The sequence below is a fragment of the Perlabentimonas gracilis genome, assembly GCF_011174675.1.
Classification (GTDB): domain Bacteria; phylum Bacteroidota; class Bacteroidia; order Bacteroidales; family Tenuifilaceae; genus Perlabentimonas; species Perlabentimonas gracilis.
On record NZ_JAANIG010000023.1, the window covers coordinates 18,685 to 39,441 of the forward strand.

18 protein-coding genes are annotated in these 20,757 nt (G+C 44.8%); 6 read left to right on the forward strand and 12 right to left on the reverse strand.

The genetic code is table 11. The features are described from left to right. Positions 1–250 precede the first annotated feature (250 nt). From G8O23_RS10780 to odhB, 4 genes are all read left to right on the forward strand, one after another. Complete coding sequence (locus G8O23_RS10780; RefSeq protein ID WP_166364681.1) at positions 251–3,046, forward strand: 2-oxoglutarate dehydrogenase E1 component; 2,796 nt, start codon at positions 251–253, stop codon at positions 3,044–3,046. 106 nt (positions 3,047–3,152) lie between these two features. After that, a complete protein-coding gene (locus tag G8O23_RS10785) occupies positions 3,153–3,581 on the forward strand; it encodes a hypothetical protein (protein ID WP_166364682.1) in 429 nt (142 codons plus the stop codon). Between the two features lie 17 nt (positions 3,582–3,598). Beyond that, positions 3,599–3,967, forward strand: a complete 369-nt coding sequence (locus G8O23_RS10790; RefSeq protein ID WP_166364683.1) for a four helix bundle protein — start codon at positions 3,599–3,601, stop codon at positions 3,965–3,967. A 111-nt stretch (positions 3,968–4,078) separates the two neighbouring features. Further along, the gene (gene odhB / locus G8O23_RS10795) at positions 4,079–5,308 is read left to right on the forward strand and encodes a 2-oxoglutarate dehydrogenase complex dihydrolipoyllysine-residue succinyltransferase (protein WP_219932492.1); all 1,230 of its coding nucleotides are present in this window, start codon (positions 4,079–4,081) and stop codon (positions 5,306–5,308) included. 10 nt (positions 5,309–5,318) lie between these two features. Here the strand turns inward: odhB and G8O23_RS10800 are convergent, their stop codons facing one another. Together G8O23_RS10800 and recR are read right to left on the reverse strand one after the other, a co-directional pair. Further along, positions 5,319–6,044: a tetratricopeptide repeat protein gene (locus G8O23_RS10800; protein WP_166364684.1), complete on the reverse strand. Its 726-nt coding sequence runs from the start codon at positions 6,042–6,044 to the stop codon at positions 5,319–5,321. 19 nt (positions 6,045–6,063) lie between these two features. Beyond that, positions 6,064–6,690 (reverse strand): recombination mediator RecR, encoded by a 627-nt coding sequence (recR, locus tag G8O23_RS10805; protein WP_166364685.1) that lies wholly within the window; start codon positions 6,688–6,690, stop codon positions 6,064–6,066. Positions 6,691–6,809: 119 nt separating this feature from the next. On the opposite strand from recR, the gene G8O23_RS10810 reads away from it, so the two are divergent. Beyond that, complete coding sequence (locus G8O23_RS10810) at positions 6,810–8,273, forward strand: sodium:solute symporter (RefSeq protein WP_166364686.1); 1,464 nt, start codon at positions 6,810–6,812, stop codon at positions 8,271–8,273. A gap of 182 nt (positions 8,274–8,455) precedes the next feature. Here G8O23_RS10810 and G8O23_RS10815 read toward each other — a convergent pair whose 3' ends face one another. From G8O23_RS10815 to G8O23_RS10845, 7 genes are all read right to left on the reverse strand, one after another. Further along, a complete protein-coding gene (locus G8O23_RS10815; RefSeq protein WP_166364687.1) occupies positions 8,456–9,190 on the reverse strand; it encodes an outer membrane lipoprotein-sorting protein in 735 nt (244 codons plus the stop codon). A gap of 37 nt (positions 9,191–9,227) precedes the next feature. Then, positions 9,228–10,499 carry an ABC transporter permease gene (locus tag G8O23_RS10820; RefSeq protein ID WP_166364688.1) on the reverse strand — a complete coding sequence of 424 codons (1,272 nt, stop codon included), beginning with the start codon at positions 10,497–10,499 and terminating at the stop codon, positions 9,228–9,230. Between the two features lie 131 nt (positions 10,500–10,630). Next, positions 10,631–11,806: an ABC transporter permease gene (locus G8O23_RS10825; RefSeq protein ID WP_166364689.1), complete on the reverse strand. Its 1,176-nt coding sequence runs from the start codon at positions 11,804–11,806 to the stop codon at positions 10,631–10,633. Between the two features lie 10 nt (positions 11,807–11,816). Next, positions 11,817–12,509, reverse strand: coding sequence for an ABC transporter ATP-binding protein (locus tag G8O23_RS10830; RefSeq protein WP_166364690.1), 693 nt, complete (start codon positions 12,507–12,509; stop codon positions 11,817–11,819). 140 nt (positions 12,510–12,649) lie between these two features. Then, a complete protein-coding gene (locus G8O23_RS10835; RefSeq protein ID WP_166364691.1) occupies positions 12,650–13,015 on the reverse strand; it encodes a four helix bundle protein in 366 nt (121 codons plus the stop codon). An 85-nt stretch (positions 13,016–13,100) separates the two neighbouring features. Then, entirely contained in the window at positions 13,101–14,228 is a 1,128-nt protein-coding gene (locus tag G8O23_RS10840) for a hypothetical protein (protein ID WP_219932493.1), read from the reverse strand. Continuing rightward, positions 14,221–14,799 (reverse strand): TetR/AcrR family transcriptional regulator, encoded by a 579-nt coding sequence (locus tag G8O23_RS10845; RefSeq protein WP_166364692.1) that lies wholly within the window; start codon positions 14,797–14,799, stop codon positions 14,221–14,223. The genes G8O23_RS10840 and G8O23_RS10845 overlap by 8 nt, the downstream gene beginning before the upstream one ends. Before the next feature lie 242 nt (positions 14,800–15,041). Between G8O23_RS10845 and G8O23_RS10850 the strand changes: the two genes are divergently transcribed. Next, on the forward strand, positions 15,042–16,739 hold the full coding sequence (locus tag G8O23_RS10850; RefSeq protein ID WP_166364693.1) for an AMP-binding protein: 1,698 nt from the start codon (positions 15,042–15,044) through the stop codon (positions 16,737–16,739). Positions 16,740–16,764: 25 nt separating this feature from the next. Here G8O23_RS10850 and G8O23_RS10855 read toward each other — a convergent pair whose 3' ends face one another. The 3 genes from G8O23_RS10855 to G8O23_RS10865 form a co-directional block, all read right to left on the reverse strand. After that, positions 16,765–18,057 (reverse strand): UDP-N-acetylmuramoyl-tripeptide--D-alanyl-D-alanine ligase, encoded by a 1,293-nt coding sequence (locus tag G8O23_RS10855; RefSeq protein ID WP_166364694.1) that lies wholly within the window; start codon positions 18,055–18,057, stop codon positions 16,765–16,767. Positions 18,058–18,126: 69 nt separating this feature from the next. Further along, the gene (locus tag G8O23_RS10860; protein WP_166364695.1) at positions 18,127–19,641 is read right to left on the reverse strand and encodes an SUMF1/EgtB/PvdO family nonheme iron enzyme; all 1,515 of its coding nucleotides are present in this window, start codon (positions 19,639–19,641) and stop codon (positions 18,127–18,129) included. 91 nt (positions 19,642–19,732) lie between these two features. After that, entirely contained in the window at positions 19,733–20,722 is a 990-nt protein-coding gene (locus G8O23_RS10865; RefSeq protein ID WP_166364696.1) for a PorP/SprF family type IX secretion system membrane protein, read from the reverse strand. Positions 20,723–20,757: the final 35 nt, after the last annotated feature.

Genomic DNA, 20,757 nt, shown 5'->3' on the forward strand with positions numbered 1-20,757 from the left:
TATTTATCATCAAGATTTTTGGTGTAAGATGTAAAAAATAGCCTTAGTTGAGTTGATGAATACTTTAACGCCTAGGTTAACTCCCTGATTTTGTCTGTACAATATCCAGTTTCAACCAAAATAGAGAATGTAGGGTCACTTTTCGCCCGCATTTTCTCAACATTCCCGCCCCAAAACTGTTGATTCCATTAAATTCTAAAATATCACACCTAATTTTTTTACCTTTGCTTAAAAGGCAAAACCTAATAAAATGGAAGACAACTCGTTTTTATCCAATTTGGATCCGCAATCCATTGATAATCTATATAAAGATTACCTTGATAACCCCGAATCGGTTGATCCCAGCTGGCGTCAGTTCTTTCAGGGCTTCAACTTTGCACGCGCTAGCTATGGCGAGGCTGGTGACCAGCTCTACGATGCCGAGGTAAAGGTGCTTAACCTAATTGATGCCTACCGCAAGCGTGGGCATCTGTTCACCAAAACCAATCCCGTTCGCACCCGTAGGAGCTATTCGCCCACGCTCGATATCGAGAACTTTGGTCTATCGGAGGCTGATTTGGGAACCGTATTCCAAGCGGGCAAGCAGCTGGGCATTGGCCCTGCCAAGCTAAGCGATATTATCGATTACCTAAAAGCAACCTACAGCAAGTCCATTGGTTGTGAGTATATGTATATCCGCGATGTGGAGGTAATTAGCTGGTTGCAGCAAAAGATTGAGAAGGATAGGAACAGCACCAAATTTTCTGATGATCAGAAGAAGAAAGTCTTCGATAGGCTTAAATTGGCCGTGGGGTTCGAGCAATACATCCATAAAAAGTTTATTGGGCAGAAACGGTTTTCGCTCGAGGGTACTGAGGCCCTAATCCCTGCCATGGATGCCATAATTACACACGGAGCGGAGTTGGGCATTCAGGAGTATGTAATTGGTATGGCCCACCGTGGTCGGCTCAACGTGCTGACAAACATTATGCGCAAGCCCTACGAGCATATTTTCAACGAATTTTTTGGTGAGGAGTACGACGAGGACGTGGCCCTTGGCGACGTGAAGTACCACATGGGCTACAACAGCACGGTGAAAGCATCCAATGGAACAGAGGTGAAGCTAAACCTTGTTCCCAACCCATCGCACCTCGAAACGGTTGCCCCTGTGGCCATTGGGCTTGCCCGTGCCAAAATCAACCATCATTACCAAAAGGATTTTAAAAAGCTTGCACCCATAATAATCCATGGCGATGCAGCCGTTGCAGCCCAGGGCGTGGTATACGAAACGCTGCAGATGTCGCAGCTAAAGGGCTACACCGTGGGCGGAACCATCCATCTGGTGCTTAACAATCAGGTTGGATTTACCACCAACTACCTCGATGCGCGCAGCAGCACATACAGCACCGATATTGCCAAGGTTACCAAGTCGCCCATATTCCACGTGAATGCCGACGACCCAGAGGCGTTGGTGCATACCATACAGCTAGCCATGGAGTATCGGCAGCGATTTCATACCGATGTATTCATTGATATATTGGGATACCGGCGCTATGGCCATAACGAGGGCGATGAGCCTCGCTTTACACAGCCCATTCTTTACGATATTATTGCCAAGCATCCTAACGTTAGAGATATTTATGCCGAGAAGTTGATTAGGCAAGGTGTTGTTACCCCCGATGAGATTAAAAAATCGGTTGGCGAATTCAACGATATGCTCGACGAGAAATTTGAAGTAGCCAAGGGCTTGAGAAAAGTGAAGATCCAGCGGTTCCTGTCTGAGGAGTGGAAGGGAATACGTTATTCTCATCCTGAGGATTTTTATCAACCTGCAGAAACAGCCGTACCCAAGGACGATCTGATTCGCGTTGCCAATCGAATAAATAGTCTACCATCCGATAAAAAATTCTTCCGCAAGCTCGAGAAGCTAGTGGCCGATCGTGCCGCTATGGTAAAGGAAGGGCGAGTGGATTGGGCTATGGCCGAGCTGCTGGCGTATGGAACCCTGGTCGATCAGGGGCATCCGGTTAGGCTAAGCGGACAGGATAGCGAGCGGGGCACGTTCTCACATCGGCACGCCGTGTACGCCGTTGAAAAATCGGAGGAGAAGCATTTTCCGCTTAAGAGTATCTCCGAGAATCAGGCCAAGTTTCATGTGTACAACAGTCTACTCTCCGAATATGGAGTGATGGGGTTTGACTACGGATATTCCCTTGGTACGCCCAATGGGCTTACCATTTGGGAGGCTCAGTTCGGCGATTTCTTTAACGGTGCACAGATAATTATCGATCAGTATATTAGCTCTGCTGAGGATAAATGGGGGTTAACATCGGGGCTAACGCTGCTGCTGCCCCACGGGTTTGAGGGGCAGGGACCAGAGCATTCCAGCGCTCGAATTGAGCGATTCATGGTGCTCGCTGCTCGTCAAAATATGCAGATAACCAATATTACCACCCCTGCCAACTTTTTCCACGCCCTACGCCGTCAGGTTAAGCGGGATTTCCGTACCCCGCTGGTGGTGTTCACGCCAAAGAGCTTGCTGCGGCATCCCAAGTGTATCTCGTCAGTTGATGATCTTACTCAAAACGGCTTTAGGGAAGTTATTGATGATGATAATGTGGATAGGGAAAAAGTGCTTCGCGTTGTGTTTTGTACTGGTAAAATTTACTACGATTTGCTAGAGCGCAAGGAGCATTTCGAGGCGCGCGACATCGCTCTGGTTCGTCTTGAGCAGCTATACCCATTCCCTGCAAAGCTGGTGGGTGAGGTGCTACAAAAGTATCCCAACGCCATTCAGTGGTTGTGGGTTCAGGAGGAGCCCCAGAATATGGGCGCTTGGAATTTTATTCGCGATAACTTTGTGAATATTCCCATACAGCTAGTATCCCGACAACCTAGTGGTAGCCCTGCGGTGGGACTTAGCAAAATCCATAATCAGGAGCAGCAGGACATACTTGACAAGGTATTCCGCCACTGCGACTGCGAGTTCAAGAACAAGTACTGCGGATTGCAGTGCAAGGTAGGAGGTGAGCGTATGGAGCGTAAGGCGGAGTTTAAGGAGATGTAGAAGAGGGGAGACGGAAGACGGAAGACGGAAGACGGGAGACAGAAGACGGGAGATAGAAGACGGAAGAACGACCTGTCAGCGTCCGAAGATCCTGACAGTGTCGCCTTTGAAGAGAGAAAGCGGAAGAATGACCTGTCAGCATCCGAAGGTCTTGACAGTGTCGCCTTTGAGGAAGGAGGAGGGAAGACGGAAGAGAGAAGACAGGAGACAGAAGACAGAAGAGAGAAGAGGGGAGACAGGAGACAGAAGACGGAAGGCGGAAGAGAGAAGACAGAAGAGGGGAGACAGGAGACAGAAGACGGAAGGCGGAAGAGAGAAGACAGAAGAGGGGAGACAGGAGACAGAAGACGGAAGAGAGAAGACGGAAGGCGGAAGAACGACCTGTCAGCGTCCGAAGATCCTGACAGTGTCGCCTTTGAAGAGAGAAAGCGGAAGAATGACCTGTCAGCATCCGAAGGTCTTGACAGTGTCGCCTTTGAGGAAGGAGGAGGGAAGACGGAAGAATGTTTTAGGGTCTATTTACAAAAAAGTATAAAACCAAAATTTTGAACAATGAATGGTTTTGAGCCACGATTTAAGTTCGAAAAGTTGATAATCTGGCAAATGGCAATGGATTATGGTGAGGAAATTAATTCTTTAGCACAAACTTTTCCAAAGAGAGAGATTTATAATTTGTCGAGTCAGATTTGTCGTGCGGTTGATTCAATTGCCCTTAACATCTCAGAAGGTTCTATTGGACAGAGTGTTCCTGAAAATAAAAAATTTGTTGGTTACGCTATTCGCTCATTAGCAGAGGTAGTTACGTGTTTGCATAAAGCTTTCCGCAGGAACTATGTCTCTCAAGAAGTATTCAATAAGCATTACGATTATGCATACAACCTAATGAATATGATTTCTGCATTTAAATCAAAACTTAACTAGTATAAAATTGAAGGAACATTGTGGGCCAGAACGTGATTCAAATGTATAGAGAACCACTCACTTACTTTGCTTCGGTCTTCGGTCTTCAATCTTCCGTCTAAAATAAAAATTATGAAGATAGAAATTCGCATACCAAGTCCGGGTGAGTCAATTACAGAAGTGGAAATAGCCAATTGGCTAGTTGACGATAATTCGTGGGTTGAGAAAGACCAAGAGATTGCTGAGGTTGAATCGGAAAAGGCAACGCTACCCTTGCTGGCCAGCCACAGCGGAGTGGTTAGCATCAAGGTGCAAAGCGGTGCCATTAAGGTTGGCGATGTGGCCTGCACCATCGATACCGAGGCTCAGAAACCCGAGAGCACCGAAACCCCAACCGATACTACACCTCAACCTGAGCCTAAATCTGAACCTAAAACTCAGCCTCAGGCTGCACCCCAACCTCAGCAGGAATCCTCTCCGGTTAAGGTAACCCCACTAGCCCGTAAGCTAATGGACGAGCAGGGAGTAAGCGTTGAAGATATCATTAAAGGGCTTAAAAAGATTACCACCCATGAGGTGAATGCTGCTCTTGGAGAAGGAGGTTTTGCAGAACCAAAGCAAGAACCCGCTGACCGAGCAGAGGAGCGAACTACCATGAGCCAGCTGCGTAAGAAGCTTAGTCAGCGACTGGTAGCGGTGAAGAACGAAACGGCTATGCTTACCACATTTAACGAGGTGGATATGAGCCGGATTATGGCGATGAGAAAAGAGTATCAGAAAGATTTCCAGGAGAAGCACGGGGTTAAGTTGGGTTTCATGTCGTTTTTTACAAAGGCTGTAGTCGAGGCGCTTAAGCAGCACCCAATGGTGAACTCACAGATTGATGGCGACGAAATTGTTACCCCTAACTATTTCGATATTGGTATAGCCGTGCAAACCCCCAAGGGGTTGATGGTTCCTGTGCTTCGCAATGCCGAGAGCCTGTCGATGGCGCAGATTGAGAAGGGTATTCTCGACCTGGCCGAGAAGGGGCGCAAGGGGCGTATTGGCCTCGACGATCTTGCAGGCGGAACTTTTACCATAACCAATGGCGGAATCTTTGGGTCTATGCTATCCACACCCATTATCAACCCACCGCAATCGGGAATTTTGGGAATGCATAACATTATCGAAAGGCCAGTTGCCGTGAACGGCAAGGTGGAGATACGGCCCATGATGTACATTGCCCTAAGTTACGACCATAGAATAATTGACGGTAAGGACTCGGTTGGATTCCTGATAAAAGTGAAGGAGATGCTGGAGAACCCTGAGCGAATTCTAGCTGCAGGTGTGAATCCCGATAGGTTACTGCTTGGAATTTAGTTTGATAGAGCTACCGAACCCCGGAGCACTCGGTAACAATCATACGGCAGGCATTAACATTTCCACGACTGCACGCCTGGTGAAAGTCAGGGCAAGCCTTGGCCTTGTCGCCTGCACGCAGGTGGGCCATAGCGCGGTTGTAGTAAGCCATGGCGTTGTCGGGGTTTAGGTCAATAAACTTGTTGTAGTCGCTAATCGATTCGGCAAATTTCTGCATTCGGTAGTTAGCAAATGCCCGGTAGTTGAGCGATGATGCGTGCCTTGGGTTTATTTTGAGGGCATTGGTAAAATCGGCTACGGCATCGCCGTAGTTTTCGTCCTGCATATGGGCTACACCCCTATTTATGTATATCTGAATATCAGCCGATTCGCCGCTAAGGTTTACGGCGTTGTTAAAATCTTCGATGGCGCGTCGGTATTGTCCCCTCATATTATTAAATATTCCCCTACGCATATGGAACTCGGGGTTTGAGGGGTACTCCTTGAGCGCAAGGTCAATATATCTTTGGGCGTCCCTTAGGTTTTCCGATAAAAGATGGGCTCTGATAATTCCTGAGAGGGCAGTTTCGTCTTTAGAATCCTGCTTAAGAGCCTGCTCAAAAAGTTTAATGGCTTCGGGTAGTTCACGAGCCTCAAGTTTTTGCATCCCCTCGGCGGTGGCGCTCGATGTTTGAGCAAATGCAGAGCTACAGGCAAGTGTTACTAGAGTGAGAACTATGTAGATTTTATGTTTCATCCTTGTGATGTAAAGTGCCTTAATTGGCAATGGTTGACTCAAATTTGGTTCGGTTCACAATGGCACGACCCAAGGTTATCTCGTCGGCATACTCCAAATCATCTCCAAAAGCAACACCTCTAGCAATTACCGAAACGGCCACAGGGAACTGATTAATTTTTTTAAAGATATAAAAATTTGTTGTATCTCCTTCAAGGGTTGGGCTAAGTGCCATAATGATCTCCTTTACGTTGCCCACCCTAATTTTGTTTATTAGCCCATCAATTTTAATATCGGCAGGGCCAATGCCCTCCATCGGATTTATCACAGCTCCCAGCACATAGTAAAGCCCAGTGTACTGGTTGGTGGACTCGATGGACATCACATCCTTAATGTTCTCAACAACGCAAACAGTGGTGCTATCGCGGTGGGGATTGGAGCAAATGCTGCAAACCTCAGTGTCGGAAATGCTGTTGCACTCCCTGCAATGCTTTATCTCGTTTTTTAGGGTTGTAAAGGCCTGTGAGAATCGCTCCACATCGCCATTGGGCTGGCGCAGCAGGTGCAGCACTAGCCGAAGTGCCGTTTTACGACCAATGCCGGGCAGCTTGGCAAATTCATCAACCGCATTCTCAAGTAGTTTCGATGGGAAACTGTGAATATTCATAATTGTTTCAGTTCTAGCTATTGCAAATCTACAAATAATCGACCAATGCTAGGCATTAGAAAAAATTTTTTATTCGCCCATTTTTGCCTAGACTTGCAGAATTATTAACATATTCTGCTATGAATTCAATTTGGGTGATTCTTATCATCGCCATATACTTTTTAGTGCTTATAGTAATAGGTAGGCTTACTAGCCGAAATGCAAACAACGAATCGTTCTTTCTTGGCAATCGCCAGTCGCCATGGTACGTGGTGGCCTTCGGAATGCTTGGGGCATCGCTATCGGGTGTTACGTTTATTTCGGTGCCAGGTTACGTAGGCGAAACACAGTTTTCCTACTTACAGCTTGTGATGGGCTACCTTTTGGGATACTTTGTGGTGGCCAACGTATTGCTGCCCCTATACTACAGGTTGAATCTCACATCAATATACACCTATCTCGATGCTCGGTTTGGGTTTTACAGTTACAAAACGGGAGCCGTATTCTTTCTGATATCAAGGCTTATTGGGGCATCGTTTAGGTTATTCTTGGTGGCCACTGTTTTGCAAATTACTGTTTTTGATAGTTGGAATATTCCCTTTGTGGTAACCGTGCTGGTAACCATTCTGCTGATTTGGCTATACACCAATAGGGGAGGGATAAAAACCATTATATGGACCGATACCCTGCAAACCGCCGCTATGCTCACGGCCGTGGTACTCACCATATACTTTATTGCTAAGCAGATGGATTTATCGTTTGGGCAAATGGTGCAAACCATAAAGGAGAGCGAGTATAGCCGAACTTGGTTTTTCGACGATTGGAACGATAAGCGCCACTTCCTGAAGCAGTTTTTTAGCGGAGCATTCATTACCATTGTTATGACTGGTCTCGACCAGGATATGATGCAGAAGAACCTTAGCTGCAAAAATTTGAAAGATGCCCAAAAGAATATGTACTGGTATGGATTTGCTTTCCTACCGGTTAACCTCATATTCTTATCGCTGGGCGTTTTGCTATTCGTATTTGCCCAGCAACAGGGCATTGCTATTCCTGAGCAAACCGACGAACTTTTCCCCATAATTGCCACACAGGGCTATCTTCCGGTAGCGGTAAGCATCCTTTTTATCCTTGGTATTGTTGCGGCAGCGTACTCCAGCGCCGACTCGGCGCTCACCTCGCTCACCACCTCGTTTACTGTTGATATTTTAGATCCAAAGGAAAAAACTGAGGAGGAGGTGAGGAGTATACGTAGGCGAGTTCATATCGGAATATCATTACTTATGGCCGCTGTAATCATGGTGTTTAAAGCGGTGAACAACGAGAGTGTGATTAGCGCAATATTTACTGTGGCTGGTTACACCTACGGGCCTTTGCTGGGTCTGTATGCCTTTGGATTATTCACCCGGTTTAAAGTTCGGGACAAATGGGTGCCTTTGGTGGCAATAATCTCACCTATTATTTGTTTCTTTCTAGCGAAATATTCTGCAGTACTATTCAATGGGTACGAGTTTGGATTTGAACTGCTTATGGTTAATGGAGCCTTAACTTTTCTTGGGCTATTGCTGCTGAGCAGGAGAGGGGAGAGGGCGCAAAAGGTTTAGGTGGTAGTAATGAGTGCGAAATCATAGTGTGTTTGCTAAAGTGTTTTAAGACAGAGGTTTTGCAAAACTGCAAAACCTCTGTCTTTTTTGTATAAACACTAATTAATGCCTAAAAATTATACTTACGTTACCGAAGTCGCTAGTCTTGGTTTAGTCCGATTTATTAATTAGTGTAATTTTTTTTATCTGCGTAGCACAGCTTTGGTAAATATGTGCTCTGGAATTTGCTTGTTAAACTTTATGCTGGTTATTTTAAACTCGGTGCCCTCGCCCTGCTTAAGCATATCCTTGTAAACCATGATGGTGGGGAACCAGCGACCATCAATCTGTTTTACGTCCGTAAGTGTTGTGCGCTTAAGCAGCTGCCCGCTTTTGGCAAAAAGTTCCTCCTTTAGAGGCACATACCTTTCGGTGTCAATCCACATTTTTCGAGTATGGTAGTTCACATCCTCAACCTTAGCGGTTAGCTCCAAGATGTAAGCCTTACGGCCATCGATGGTTTCCTCCCCAATGTTTTTGGCCTGGTATATATCGGTTAGTTTTCGATCTTCCATCATATCCTCGTACGATAGGTCCGAGCCCATAACCGATTGGCGTAGCATATGCCCGGAGAGCTGAATGGTACGGTCGGTTGAGGGGGAGTATATCCAAAGCTGGTTTTCCAACTTAAGCATCTTGGTGCCCTGCTCGCGCGCTGGCGCAAGGTACTCGGTGTATGCCTTGGTTTCGCCCACGCCGTAGGTGCGCATAGTCATAGTGCGGCTGCTGCGCCTGCCGTGTATGGTCATCGACGATTCCATGATCCTATTTTCCGATGACATATTCCTGTCAACCCTATCGAGAATATCATTGGCACCAGGCTGTGAAAAGCTTGGCAGAGTCAGTAACATAGCTAAAAGTGATAGTATGGTTTTCATATTCATTATTTTTTGTTGATCATTTTTGATTTTGCAATTACGCCTCCAGCTCCTTAAAAAGTTTTGCCGTTTGTCGTTTGTATATTCCAATTCCTGAAAGCATAGTTCCAAGTATGGTGGAAAATAATCCGGGGATAAAACCAATGTAAAAATCGGACGGGGCTATTCTGGCTCTAATGTGGGTTGGTAGCATCATCGATCCACCATCCATCATACCTGTGATATCAATACCATAGGTTTGGATAAGCCATGCAAAAAACAGCCCGAATGCTGTTCCCACTATCGACCCTGTAATACCAATAAATATCGATTCGTAAATCATGGTTCGGTATACATGGCCTTTCTCTTCGCCCATCGCAATGCGAATACCCACCTCGCCGTAGCGGCGGAGACCGCCTAAAAGGCCTGCATTCCACAGCACCAGGGACATAGCTAAAACAAACACCATAGAAATGTAAATAGTCCAAACATTGGTTAACGCCACGTACTGACCCATAGCGCCTTGTTGGCCTAGAGCCTTCATTACTGGAGCAAACTCGTGGCCATGGGGATGGGTGGCGTTAAAACTATTGGCTATTTCTAATGCTCTATCGTTGTCGTAAAACCCTTGGTTGAAGAAACCTAGAATTTCGCTGGCAGCATCGTACATATCAAGTGCAACTCTTGCATCCTCAATGTCAATAATTATTGCACCCCTATCAATAGCTTCAGTGCCAAAACTTACGGTTCCTACCAATGTGAAGTTATCCATCGACATGCTGCCGTGCATGGTAGAGCCAATTAGCGTTACGCTCTCGCCAATTTCAACGCCAAGCTTCTGGGCAAAGTCTTCGCTAAGAATGGTTTCGCCCCGGTTTTTTATAAGATTTCCCCTAACCAAGGAGTGCGATAGGTTTAACCTTTCATCCTCCTTACTTTTTTCAGAAATGATGTCGATGCCCATACCCATAGCTGGTCCCTGAGCACGAGTTTCACCCTTTTCGTCGGGAATATCGACTAAACCTCCAAACTGAATCCGTGGAGCCCAAGTGATCTCGGGTAGTTCTGCCTGCATCTTTTCTAAAAGATTGCTAACGTCAACCAGCGCAAGATCGTTGGGCATTTGGTTGGCATTCTCGGCGTAGGCGTGTGTCATCACTTTTAGGTGGCCGTTGCTGAACTTGGCGTTTATTTCAATGGTATCGCCCATGAAGCCACGAATGTACCCGTTCATAAGAACGGTGAGCATTACGCCTATAGATACTATTATTACGGGTACTCTACTGCGACTCTTGTCGCGAAGTAGCCCTTTTATTAGGAATTTTATCATAAGAGTTTTTTTATCAGTTATTGGTTGTCAGTTGTTGGTTGCTGTTCGATAAAACTTAGAGTGTTATTACTAACTGAAAACCGACAACCGACAACTATTCTTTTTTTCTTATTTACTACACTTCCAACTTCTCATTGTATTTTCCCTCTCAGCGCCTCGGTTGGGTTCATTTTTGCAATTTTTCGAGAGGGCCAATAACTTACAATGGTGGTGGTTAGCACTACTATCAACACGGTAGTTACTACTAGTCCAAGGCTATAAACAGGGTAAAGGGTTTGTGCTATGGCCATACCTAGCTCGCTCACATCAATTGGCATGGTCCATCCGGCCTTGGCTTGCCAAGCAAGAAAAGGTAGTCCATATGCAGCACCAACCAGCGCAGCTAGGATGGAGTACATTGCACCCTCAACAGTGAAAAGGCCCACAACTTGATGCCGGGTATACCCCAGCGCCACGTATGTTCCAATTTCTTTTTGCCTGCGGAATATGGAAAGTACCATAGTATCGAAAATGGCAAGCATGGCAAGTAGTAACAGGATGAAGTAGAATATTGATAATCCGGCAGTCTTGGTTTGTATTAAGTCGTCCACCGATTTGGTAAGGGTGTCCTTAGACTTTATTACCCAGCCATCAGTTTCTGCGGTTTGCACTTTGCTATCCCGGAGTGTAAGTATGGTAGCGTGGTTGGGTAAGAGGGTCATCTCCTGTAATTTTTGTAAGTCGATGTATATCTGTCCATTTTCAATTGCAGGAACATTGCTTGCAAAAACATCAACAATTATAACTGTTGCAGCATCGAATGTGCCGTTGGCATCGCGCCAGCGAAGGGTTACCCTATCGCCTTTCTGTAAAGCCATATCGTGAGCCATCATAGCGCCAATAATTGCAGGAATACCGTCTACAACCGTGTCGAGCTTATGCGTTGGTTGGCTCAGTATGGTCTGATTAGGATCGATTCCCTTTATGGCTATGGATTGCATACGTCCCTGCGGATAAAGCGTTCCCTGCACAATTAGCATATGTAAAATCTCGCCCTTTTCTACTTCACTGCTTAGTTCATAAGGGACTGGTGCATGGCTCTCGGCTAGCGTAAACGGGTCATAAGGATCGTAGGTTTGATGCCAGTATTGGCCGCCGCCAATTTGCCAGTTGGTCATATCGTGTTTGGCCTGCTCCTCCCAGCCTATCATCACTCCATTCATCCATATAATTATCACGTAGGAAAAGGAAAGCACAATCACATTGAGCCAGGTACGTAGCCCAGCGCCAATAAGATTCCGGAAAGCTAGTTTTATTGCTAGTTTCATGGCTATGGATTTAGTTCGATTTAACTATCTCGTCATTATCAACTCTACCATCCAAAAGGAAGATCTTTCGGCGTAGGTAGTTTATCACCTTTTCGTCGTGCGTGGCAAAGATGAAGGTGGTTTCGAGTTCGCGATTCAGCTTTTCCATGGTCTGCAGCACGTTATGAGAGTTAGCCGCATCGAGATTGGCGGTTGGCTCATCGGCCAGCACCAGTGACGGGCGCTTAACCATGGCGCGAGCTATGGCCACGCGTTGGCATTCGCCTCCCGATAGCTGGGGTGGTTTCGATTTAATCTTATCGGTTAGGCCTACCCATTCGAGTGCATCTAGCACCATTTTTTTGCGTTCGGCAGCCGAGTGGTTAAGGAGTAGTAGTGGAAACTCCACATTCTCGTAAACCGTGTGAACCTGAAGTAGGTTGTAGCTTTGGAATATAAAACCCAAATTCTCCTTGCGGAGCTGTGCGGCCTGCTTGGAGTTTAGCTTTCCAATGGAGTTGCCCAGAACCATTGCCTCTCCATCCGACGGCACATCGAGCGAGCCAATGATATTGAGCAACGTGGTTTTTCCCGATCCGCTGGGGCCAATAAGCCCTGCGAACTCGCCCTTACCAAAGGTAAGGTTAATGCCCTTTAGGGCAGTGAACTCACCCTTTCCCATGGGGAATCGTTTGGTGAGATTGTTGATTTGGATGATTTGCATATGTTTTATTTTAGTCTGAAAGTCTGAAAGTCTGAAAGTCTGAAAGTCTAAAAGTCTGAAAGTCGAAAGTCTGAAAGTCGAAAGTCTGAAAGTCGAAAGTCTGAAAGTCGAAAGTTTGGAAGTCTGAATGTTTCAAATGCTTATGGTTTGTGGCTTTTGTTGTTTAGTGATTTGATAAAACCTTTAATTAGCCTTGAAATTTCTAAACAATTATTAATAAGGTCATCTCGTTTCTGAATTTCTATGTACTTTAATCGTTCAGCTAAGTATAGCATTGACCTTACTTCACTGCAAGAGGCGGTTGCTATATAAAGAAATCGAGTAAAGTCTGCATCAGTTCCCCTATCAAAACCTTCTGCAATGTTGTTTGATATTGAAACAGACGCCCTACATATTTGATCCTTAAAACTATAGTCCTTTGCATTGCTAAAACTGAAGTAAATATCAACAGCCACATCTTGTGCTTTCTGCCAAGCAATTATTTCTTCAAAGCGCTCAATTTTCATAGTTTAAAGGTATTATTGGGTTACTATTTTAAAAATTACTTATGACTTTCAGACTTTCAACTTTCGACTTTCTACTTCTTCACTATTAATGATTAAAAACCAACATTACTTGTATTCCTTTGCCTCCAAACAAATTGTTGCCTAGGTTTTGCTGTGGCAGGTCGAAAGTTTCGGGGTTCCAGTATGCCATAACATGAAATGAGAGCTTATTGTACGTTCTTTGCCAATTAAAAAAGCTGTACACATCGTTGCTATTCCAGCTGTAGTAAAATATGGCCGAAAGGTTGTCAAATAGCCCTATTGGGTACGAAAGCGATAGAAGCGAGAATTGAAATGGTGATGCAAACTCAAAAGGTTTGATGTCGGATGAAACAATTAGATGCTCGTAAACAGCCAGAAGTCCATTCCCAATACCAAATGTGTAATCCATTCCTGTATTTAGCAGTGTTTGGTTTGTAAAATGGCCTACTTCCTTTTGGCTGTTAATCCAGGCTCCCTCAAACCATAGGCCCACAACCCAGTCGATTTTTGTGTCAAACCCCAATCGATTCTCTGCGTACTTTTCGAAGCTTAGTTCAAGAATATCGTTTAAGTTTTGTGTGTTTGCTTTACGATGATGATAGGTTAATGCCGTTTCGCCAATGCCAATGGGCAGTTGGACTCTACCTCCAAATTCTGGATAGCCGGAATGTGTTCCTAGCACTTCCCAGCCCTTTGGTTCCTTGTTGCCGTAAAGTCCCCAAACCCATATGTTAGCATTGTTTAAAAAGTAGTACTTTCCAAGTAGCCCCCAAACGCCATTGGTTAGCTGTAGCGGGTCGCGGGGATCCATCTGGTCGAACCACATGAGCGGGCGAAGCATGGTGGCCGAGCCAAAGTTTATCTTTTGCAAGCCAGCCCTAACCTCGAACTGTGATGTAGCGTAGCGAGCCCATGCGCGATAGGGTTTAATATCGCCATCGGGGGTATTTTCATTTAATGTACCATAGAGGTTGCCCGAGGCTTCGAGGTTGAGGCTTTGATTCTGTTTAAAGAATCGCTGGTAGCTTAGCTCAGGGATGTACCTACCACCCAGCATAAAGTTTTCGTTGCTCAAGTTGTAATTTCCCCAAGCCGAGAGCTGCCCCTTATATATAAGAGTATCCTTTTCTTGCCCATTCAAAATGCTTGGATAGGTGCACATAAGGGCTGCTATGATAACTAGTTTATTCATGGGTAGAGATACCGTAGGTGAAAAAGTTTGCAATTTCCATAACCAGTTCTTGAGGGTTTGCATAGAGACCAAGCACCTTCTCGTCGGTTGCCAGCTCCATAATTTTTTGCGATGCAAAAAGAATGAACTCCGGTTTGAAGTCGTTGCGCATCCATCCATCCCTTTGGCCTTGCCGAAAATCTTCAATAATGCTCATCCAAACCTCCCCCGTCCGTTTCTGTATGTAGGTTGAAACCTCAAGCTCTGGATTGTTATAAAAATCCATCATGAACTCCTTGCTAATATCGTTCGTGCCTTCAAATTTCATTTGAAGCATTTTTCTCATCTTTTCGGGTGCTGACATATCCGACTGCATCAATTCTCTAAAATCATCAATCCCTTTATCAATAACCATATCGAAAACTGCTTTGGCTACCTCCATTTTGTTAGGATAGAATCTGTAGAAGGTCATCTTGCTAACGCTAGCCGTTTCGCAAATTTCCTCAACGGTTACGCGCTTAAACCCGAACTTCCAAAAAAGATCCTTTGCCGATTCAACCAGGTGTTGATGCTTTTTACTTTTAAACTTCATAGTATTTAATGATACGTATATGGTGCAAATATACGAAAAAAGTAAAATAAACAACAAAACGTAACATTTGTTTTTGATTATTTTTTATAACGACTATCCCAATGTTAAATTTTCGACTTCAAACGTTTGCGATGATCAGCATCATTGAATTGAAGGTGCTTTTCAATGGTTATCTTTGGGTTTATTGCATATATTTGCCGCTTTGTTTTCGATAGATTTGTGGATTTGTAGAAGTTGTAGATATGGTAACATACAGCAGTTTAACCCTTAAGGATGTGCTAAACCAATCGAGGATACTATATGCCGATAGGCCCTCGTTAGCATTTGTGGGTGAGAAGTCATTGTCGTATTGTGAGTTGTCGATACATGTAAATAATGTATCGTGTATGTTGTCGACAATGGGAATTGAGAAGGGTGACAGGGTGGCTCTACTGGGTGAGAATAGTCCCAACTGGGGCGTAGCCTATCTGGCTATTACCTGTATGGGGGCTGTGGTGGTTCCAATACTTCCCGATTTTTCGGGGGTAGAGGTAAAACGTATTCTTAACCATAGTCAGGCTAAGGCAATATTTATTTCTGCAAAGCAGTATTCAAAGCTTCAAGCATTAGAGGCTAAGGAAATGCCCGAAATATTGTTGCTAAACAACCTTGAGGTTGTCACATCATATGCCAATAAGGTAGATGGTAGCATAGGGTATTCACGACCCGAACCCGTTTTAAATATTGATTTTTGTAATGTTGATACGCCTGAGCCAATGGAGGAAGATCTGGCTGCTATTATTTACACATCGGGTACAACAGGTCGACCAAAGGGGGTGATGCTAACCCACAAGAATCTAATCTCAAATGCACTATCAACTTTTCAAATTCAAAATATTAAATCAACCGATAGGTTGGTAAGCCTATTGCCGCTATCGCATACGTACGAGTGTACCATAGGATTTATTATGCCCCTTATGCGTGGCGCATCGGTTTATTACCTGCAGAAGCCGCCAACTCCCCCGGTGCTTATCCCTGCATTGCAGGAGATAAAACCCACCATGATGCTTGTGGTTCCTCTTATTATCGAAAAGGTTTTTCGATCGAAAATTTTACCGCAGCTAACATCATCCAATATTAGCGCACGGCTGTACAAAATACCATTGTTTAGGAAGGTGCTACATAAAATTGCTGCCAGAAAGCTGCACAAAACCTTTGGGGGGCAGTTGCACTTCTTCGGAGTGGGTGGGGCTAAGCTATCCTACGATGTTGAGCGATTCCTTTACGAGGGTGGGTTTCCTTATTCCATAGGGTATGGAATGACCGAAGCTTCACCACTGCTCTCGGGTTGCACTCCATCGCTGGTGAGGTTCCGTTGCGCAGGATTTTCCTTGCCTGGGCAAGAGATGAAAGTGGTAAATCCCAATCAAACTACAGGCGAGGGCGAAGTTTGGGTAAGGGGAGCCAACGTTATGGAGGGGTACTATAAGGACGAAGAGCTGACCCGTGAGGTGCTTACCGATGACGGTTGGTTAAAAACCGGTGATTTGGGTGTAATTCACTCCAATGGATTTTTGGAACTCCGGGGTAGGCTTAAAAATATGATTGTTGGCCCCAGTGGCGAAAATATTTATCCTGAGGATATCGAGGAGGTGATAAATTCACACTCTTTAGTTTTGGAATCGTTAGTTTACGAAATCGGCGGTAAGCTTGTGGCCAAGGTGTTACTCAACTACGAGGCGCTTGAGTCTAAGTACGTTAACTTCAAAGAGGCTGCTGTTAGTATGCAGCAAAGTGTTCAGGATAGGGCGAAGGGAATAATGGACGAGATAAAGCACTACGCAAATTCAAAGGTTGCCTCTTTCTCCAAGGTAAGCTTGGTGGTTGAGCAGGTGGAACCGTTCGAGAAAACCCCCACGCATAAAATTAAACGATTTATATACACCACGATTAGTAAATAGAAAAGGGCCTTTCGGCCCTTTTGCATTACAGCTGTTTAACAATTTCATCTAACTTAATCCCTCTAGACCCTTTTAGTAGAATTGTTTTTCTATTCAAAGGATTTGCCTTTAGGTATTCAGAAAGTTCCTGATGGCTCGCAAACCAAAGCCCCCCCCTGCAGCTTTGCTTGAAATTTTCGCCAACAAAAAACACCTTATCAACCACCTCTAAAGCAAGCTGTGCTATTCGCTGATGCTCTTTTGCAGCATAGCTACCCAGTTCGAGCATATCGCCAAGGATAGCAACCTTTGGGTTTTCGCTTGGCATTGCGTTAAAGTTCTGTATAGCTTGTTCCATACTTGTAGGGTTGGCATTGTATGCATCTAGAACTACGTTGTTCTTAGCGGTTTGCAAGATCTGAGAACGGTTGTTGGCTGGCGAGTAGCTCTCAATTGCTTTTATTGCCTGGGTTGGTTCTATCCCAAATCGATGACCAACACAGATTGCCGCCAAAATATTTTCAACATTATACTGCCCAACCAGCTGGGTATTTACCTTGAATTTCTTTCCTGATATCTCAAGGTCGAAGCAGAGATATGCATCAGAGGTAGATGAATTAGACACGATGTAGTTATCACTCCCGTAGCTATGGATGTGGGAGAACTCGCATTGCGAAGCTAGGCCATTAAGAATTTCGTTGTTGCTATTGATAAATAGTTCACCCTTTTGACCGGAAAGGTAGCGATATAGCTCCGATTTAGCTTGTTTTACACCTTCGAATGAACCAAAACCTTCAAGATGGGCTTTCCCAATATTAGTGATTAGGCCATGGGTTGGTTGGGCTATAGAGCAAAGCTCTGCTATTTCACCAATATGATTTGCGCCCATCTCAATTATAGCAATTTGCACTTGGTTGTCGATAGACAAAATAGAGAGCGGCACACCAATATGGTTGTTAAGATTGCCCTTAGTGGCAAAGGTTTTATATTGGCTTGCCAAAACCCTATTGATTAGCTCTTTGGTGGTGGTTTTCCCGTTACTGCCAGTAAGGCCAATTACTGGTATATTTAGCTTTTCTCTATGGTACGAAGCAAAATTCTGAAGAAACTCAAGCACATTCGCCACTAATATGGTGTTGGATTGACTAGAGAACTTTGGATCGTCACATATTACAAGTTCAGCACCAGAAGCCAGAGCATCGGGGGCAAACTTGTTGCCATCAAAGGTATCCCCTTTCAGTGCAAAGAAGATGGCTCCCTTTGTTACCATTCTGCTATCGGTGCAAATGGTGTGGCCATTAGTGTATAGGCTGTAAACTTGCTCCAGATTCTTGTCCATTGCCAATGCGTTTTAAAAAAAGAGACCCCATTGTATCAATGAGGTCTCAAATATTTTTCAACAAATGGTTTATCTACGTCCCACTTGCGATCCAACGGCCTCCATAGCACATCTAAAACCAATGTCATTGGTTGACGATGCCTCATCGAGGAATCGTCTGGTACCTGGACTTAGCCAGTAAGCTCTATCTTTCCATGAACCTCCTTTGTACACGCGAACTCTATCGTTTATTAAGCTGGCCATACCATCATTGGGTCGATCTTCGCGCGTGGTTGTTCCTTGGTCGTACATCCTATTTGAGTCGGTGGTTCTTTGCGCACCATCCATATTCGTATAGTCAATACTTGAGGCAAGGTCACCATCCTTGTAGTTGATGTAGTAAGCCTGGTTGTAGTTAGGCCTGTTGGCCGATTCTTCTGGAGTAACTTCCCTATATCTTACCCTACCTAAGCTGTCAACGCTTTTTGGGGTGCCGTCGGGGTTGGTATCCAGTGTTTTAAAAACATTACCACGGAATGGGCGGAAATCATCGAAGTCTTCGAATGAAGCAGGACGGTATACGTCTAGTACCCACTCGTTAACGTTTCCAGCCATACAGTAAAGTCCGTAGTCGTTAGGCCAGTACGATTTTACATTTCCAGGGATATGCTCACGGTCGTTCAGGTTGCCAGCAACACCCATATAGTCACCTCGTCCACGTTGGAAGTTCGCCATCATCTCGCCTCTGTTTTTAGAGCTGCTATTTCTTACGTTATGGCCGTTCCAAGGATAGATTCGCCTTTCAACAATTCTTTCATCGTAGGTGTTACCAACTAGACCCTGAGCAGCATATTCCCACTCTGCCTCTGAGGGTAGGCGATACTTTGGAAGAAGAATACCATCTTCAAATGATACTCTACGTCCTTCTTCTTGGCCTGGCCTCATACTTGGGCGGGTATTACGAACCGAAGCTTCATACATTCCAAGTAGGTATGCGTCTGTGTTGAAGTTCTCCGCGTCAACTTGTTGTAAGTCGAGGTTGATGTATCCTTCCTTGTATAGAAGCATTTCGTTTACCCTATCGCTACGCCATAGACAGTAGTCGTTGGCTTGCAACCAGCTTACACCAACCACGGGGTGCTCATTGTAAGCAGGGTGGCGGAAATAATTGGTTACATAGGGGTCGTTGAACCCTAATGGGCTACGCCAAACTAAAGTGTCGGGCAGGGCATTGCGATAAACGTTTGGGTAAGATACGTAAACCCTGCGAAGCCAGTATAGGTATTCGCGGTAGTCAACGTTTTTCACCTCAGTTTCATCCATGTAGAAAGAAGCAACGGTTACCCTACGGTTCACGTTATTCCAATCATACATCAGATCCTGTTCTACTCTTCCCATTATAAAGGTACCGCCCTCAATAAAAACAAGTCCTGGGCCAGCCTTTGGAGTGTAGTCTTGGACAACTTCAAATCCACCGAACTCGGGGTCGTTGTATCTCCAACCAGTTGTTGATGATTCACCAGATGATCCGCCAAACATAGAACATGACGAAATTGCTGTAGAACCAGCCAACAGCAAAACAATGTAACTGTGCTTCAATTTCATAGTTGATGTTTTTTCCTTTGAGTTCAACTCGTTTATAACTTCAAATATAGAAATAATACTTTTAAATTATGCGGTTCACACTTAAAAAAAACTAAAATTTGGGGCTTTTTATTGTGTGAACCCTTTTTCTCGACCTCTTTTTATACTCCAAATTAACTCCAAAGGTTACTTCATGCGATGAAGTATTTAATCCTCTAAAACCTCCTCGTAGGATGCTGAAATCGTAACTGTAGGCAAATGAGTAACTAACATCATGGTAACCTGCCATAAAAACAAAGGTGCTATTGGTCACACCAAAGCTATTTCTGAGCCAAAACCCGCCAACAATATTTAGGTACGACAGGTACACCCCCAAATTCAGCTGTTTAAAATTGGCTTGCTGCATATAGATTAGGTTTGGCGATAGGATTAAACTTTTTCGGATGAGGTACCTTTTGTAAAGATTTATATCGCTCCCGAAATGAACCGTATACTTTCGAGGAAGTTTGGTTGTATTATCGTCTATCCTCGAATCAATGGGCTCCAGAAGATGGTGTACAGCAATCCCTCCGTAAAAGATATCCCATTCGCCTAAAACGCCCACAGCAAAATCGGGCATCACCCTACTAGTGCCTGAGTAGCCTGGATTTCCAACTACCTGCCCTGTACTTGGGTCAACCATATCAGGAAAGATGAGGTTCCGTGTGCTTTGCGACTTTAGAATTCCACCAGCTTGTATGCCTCCCCTGATCTGAGCGTTGTACGCTACCCTAACGTTGTATGAGTACATAACGTCAAGCGTTAGCCAGTTGAGTGCGCCTAGGGCTTGCATATCGTTAATTAGGTTAACCCCAAGCCCGCTATTTTGGTCAATAAAGAATCTGTCGTAATTTACTCCATAGGTCATGTATGGCGATTGGCGTGTTAGCCATTGGTTTCGGTAAACCACTGATGCCCTCTGGTATTTGGGATTCCCTGCATAGGCTGGGTTTAGATAAAGCTGGTTGGCAAAGAATTGAGCAAAACTAGCGTCCTGTCCATATGAGGGCAAGGATAACCAAAGAATAGAAACACCAATAAATATGTACTTCCAATACTTCATAATGTAAGAATACGACTCGGGATATTTAATGAAAA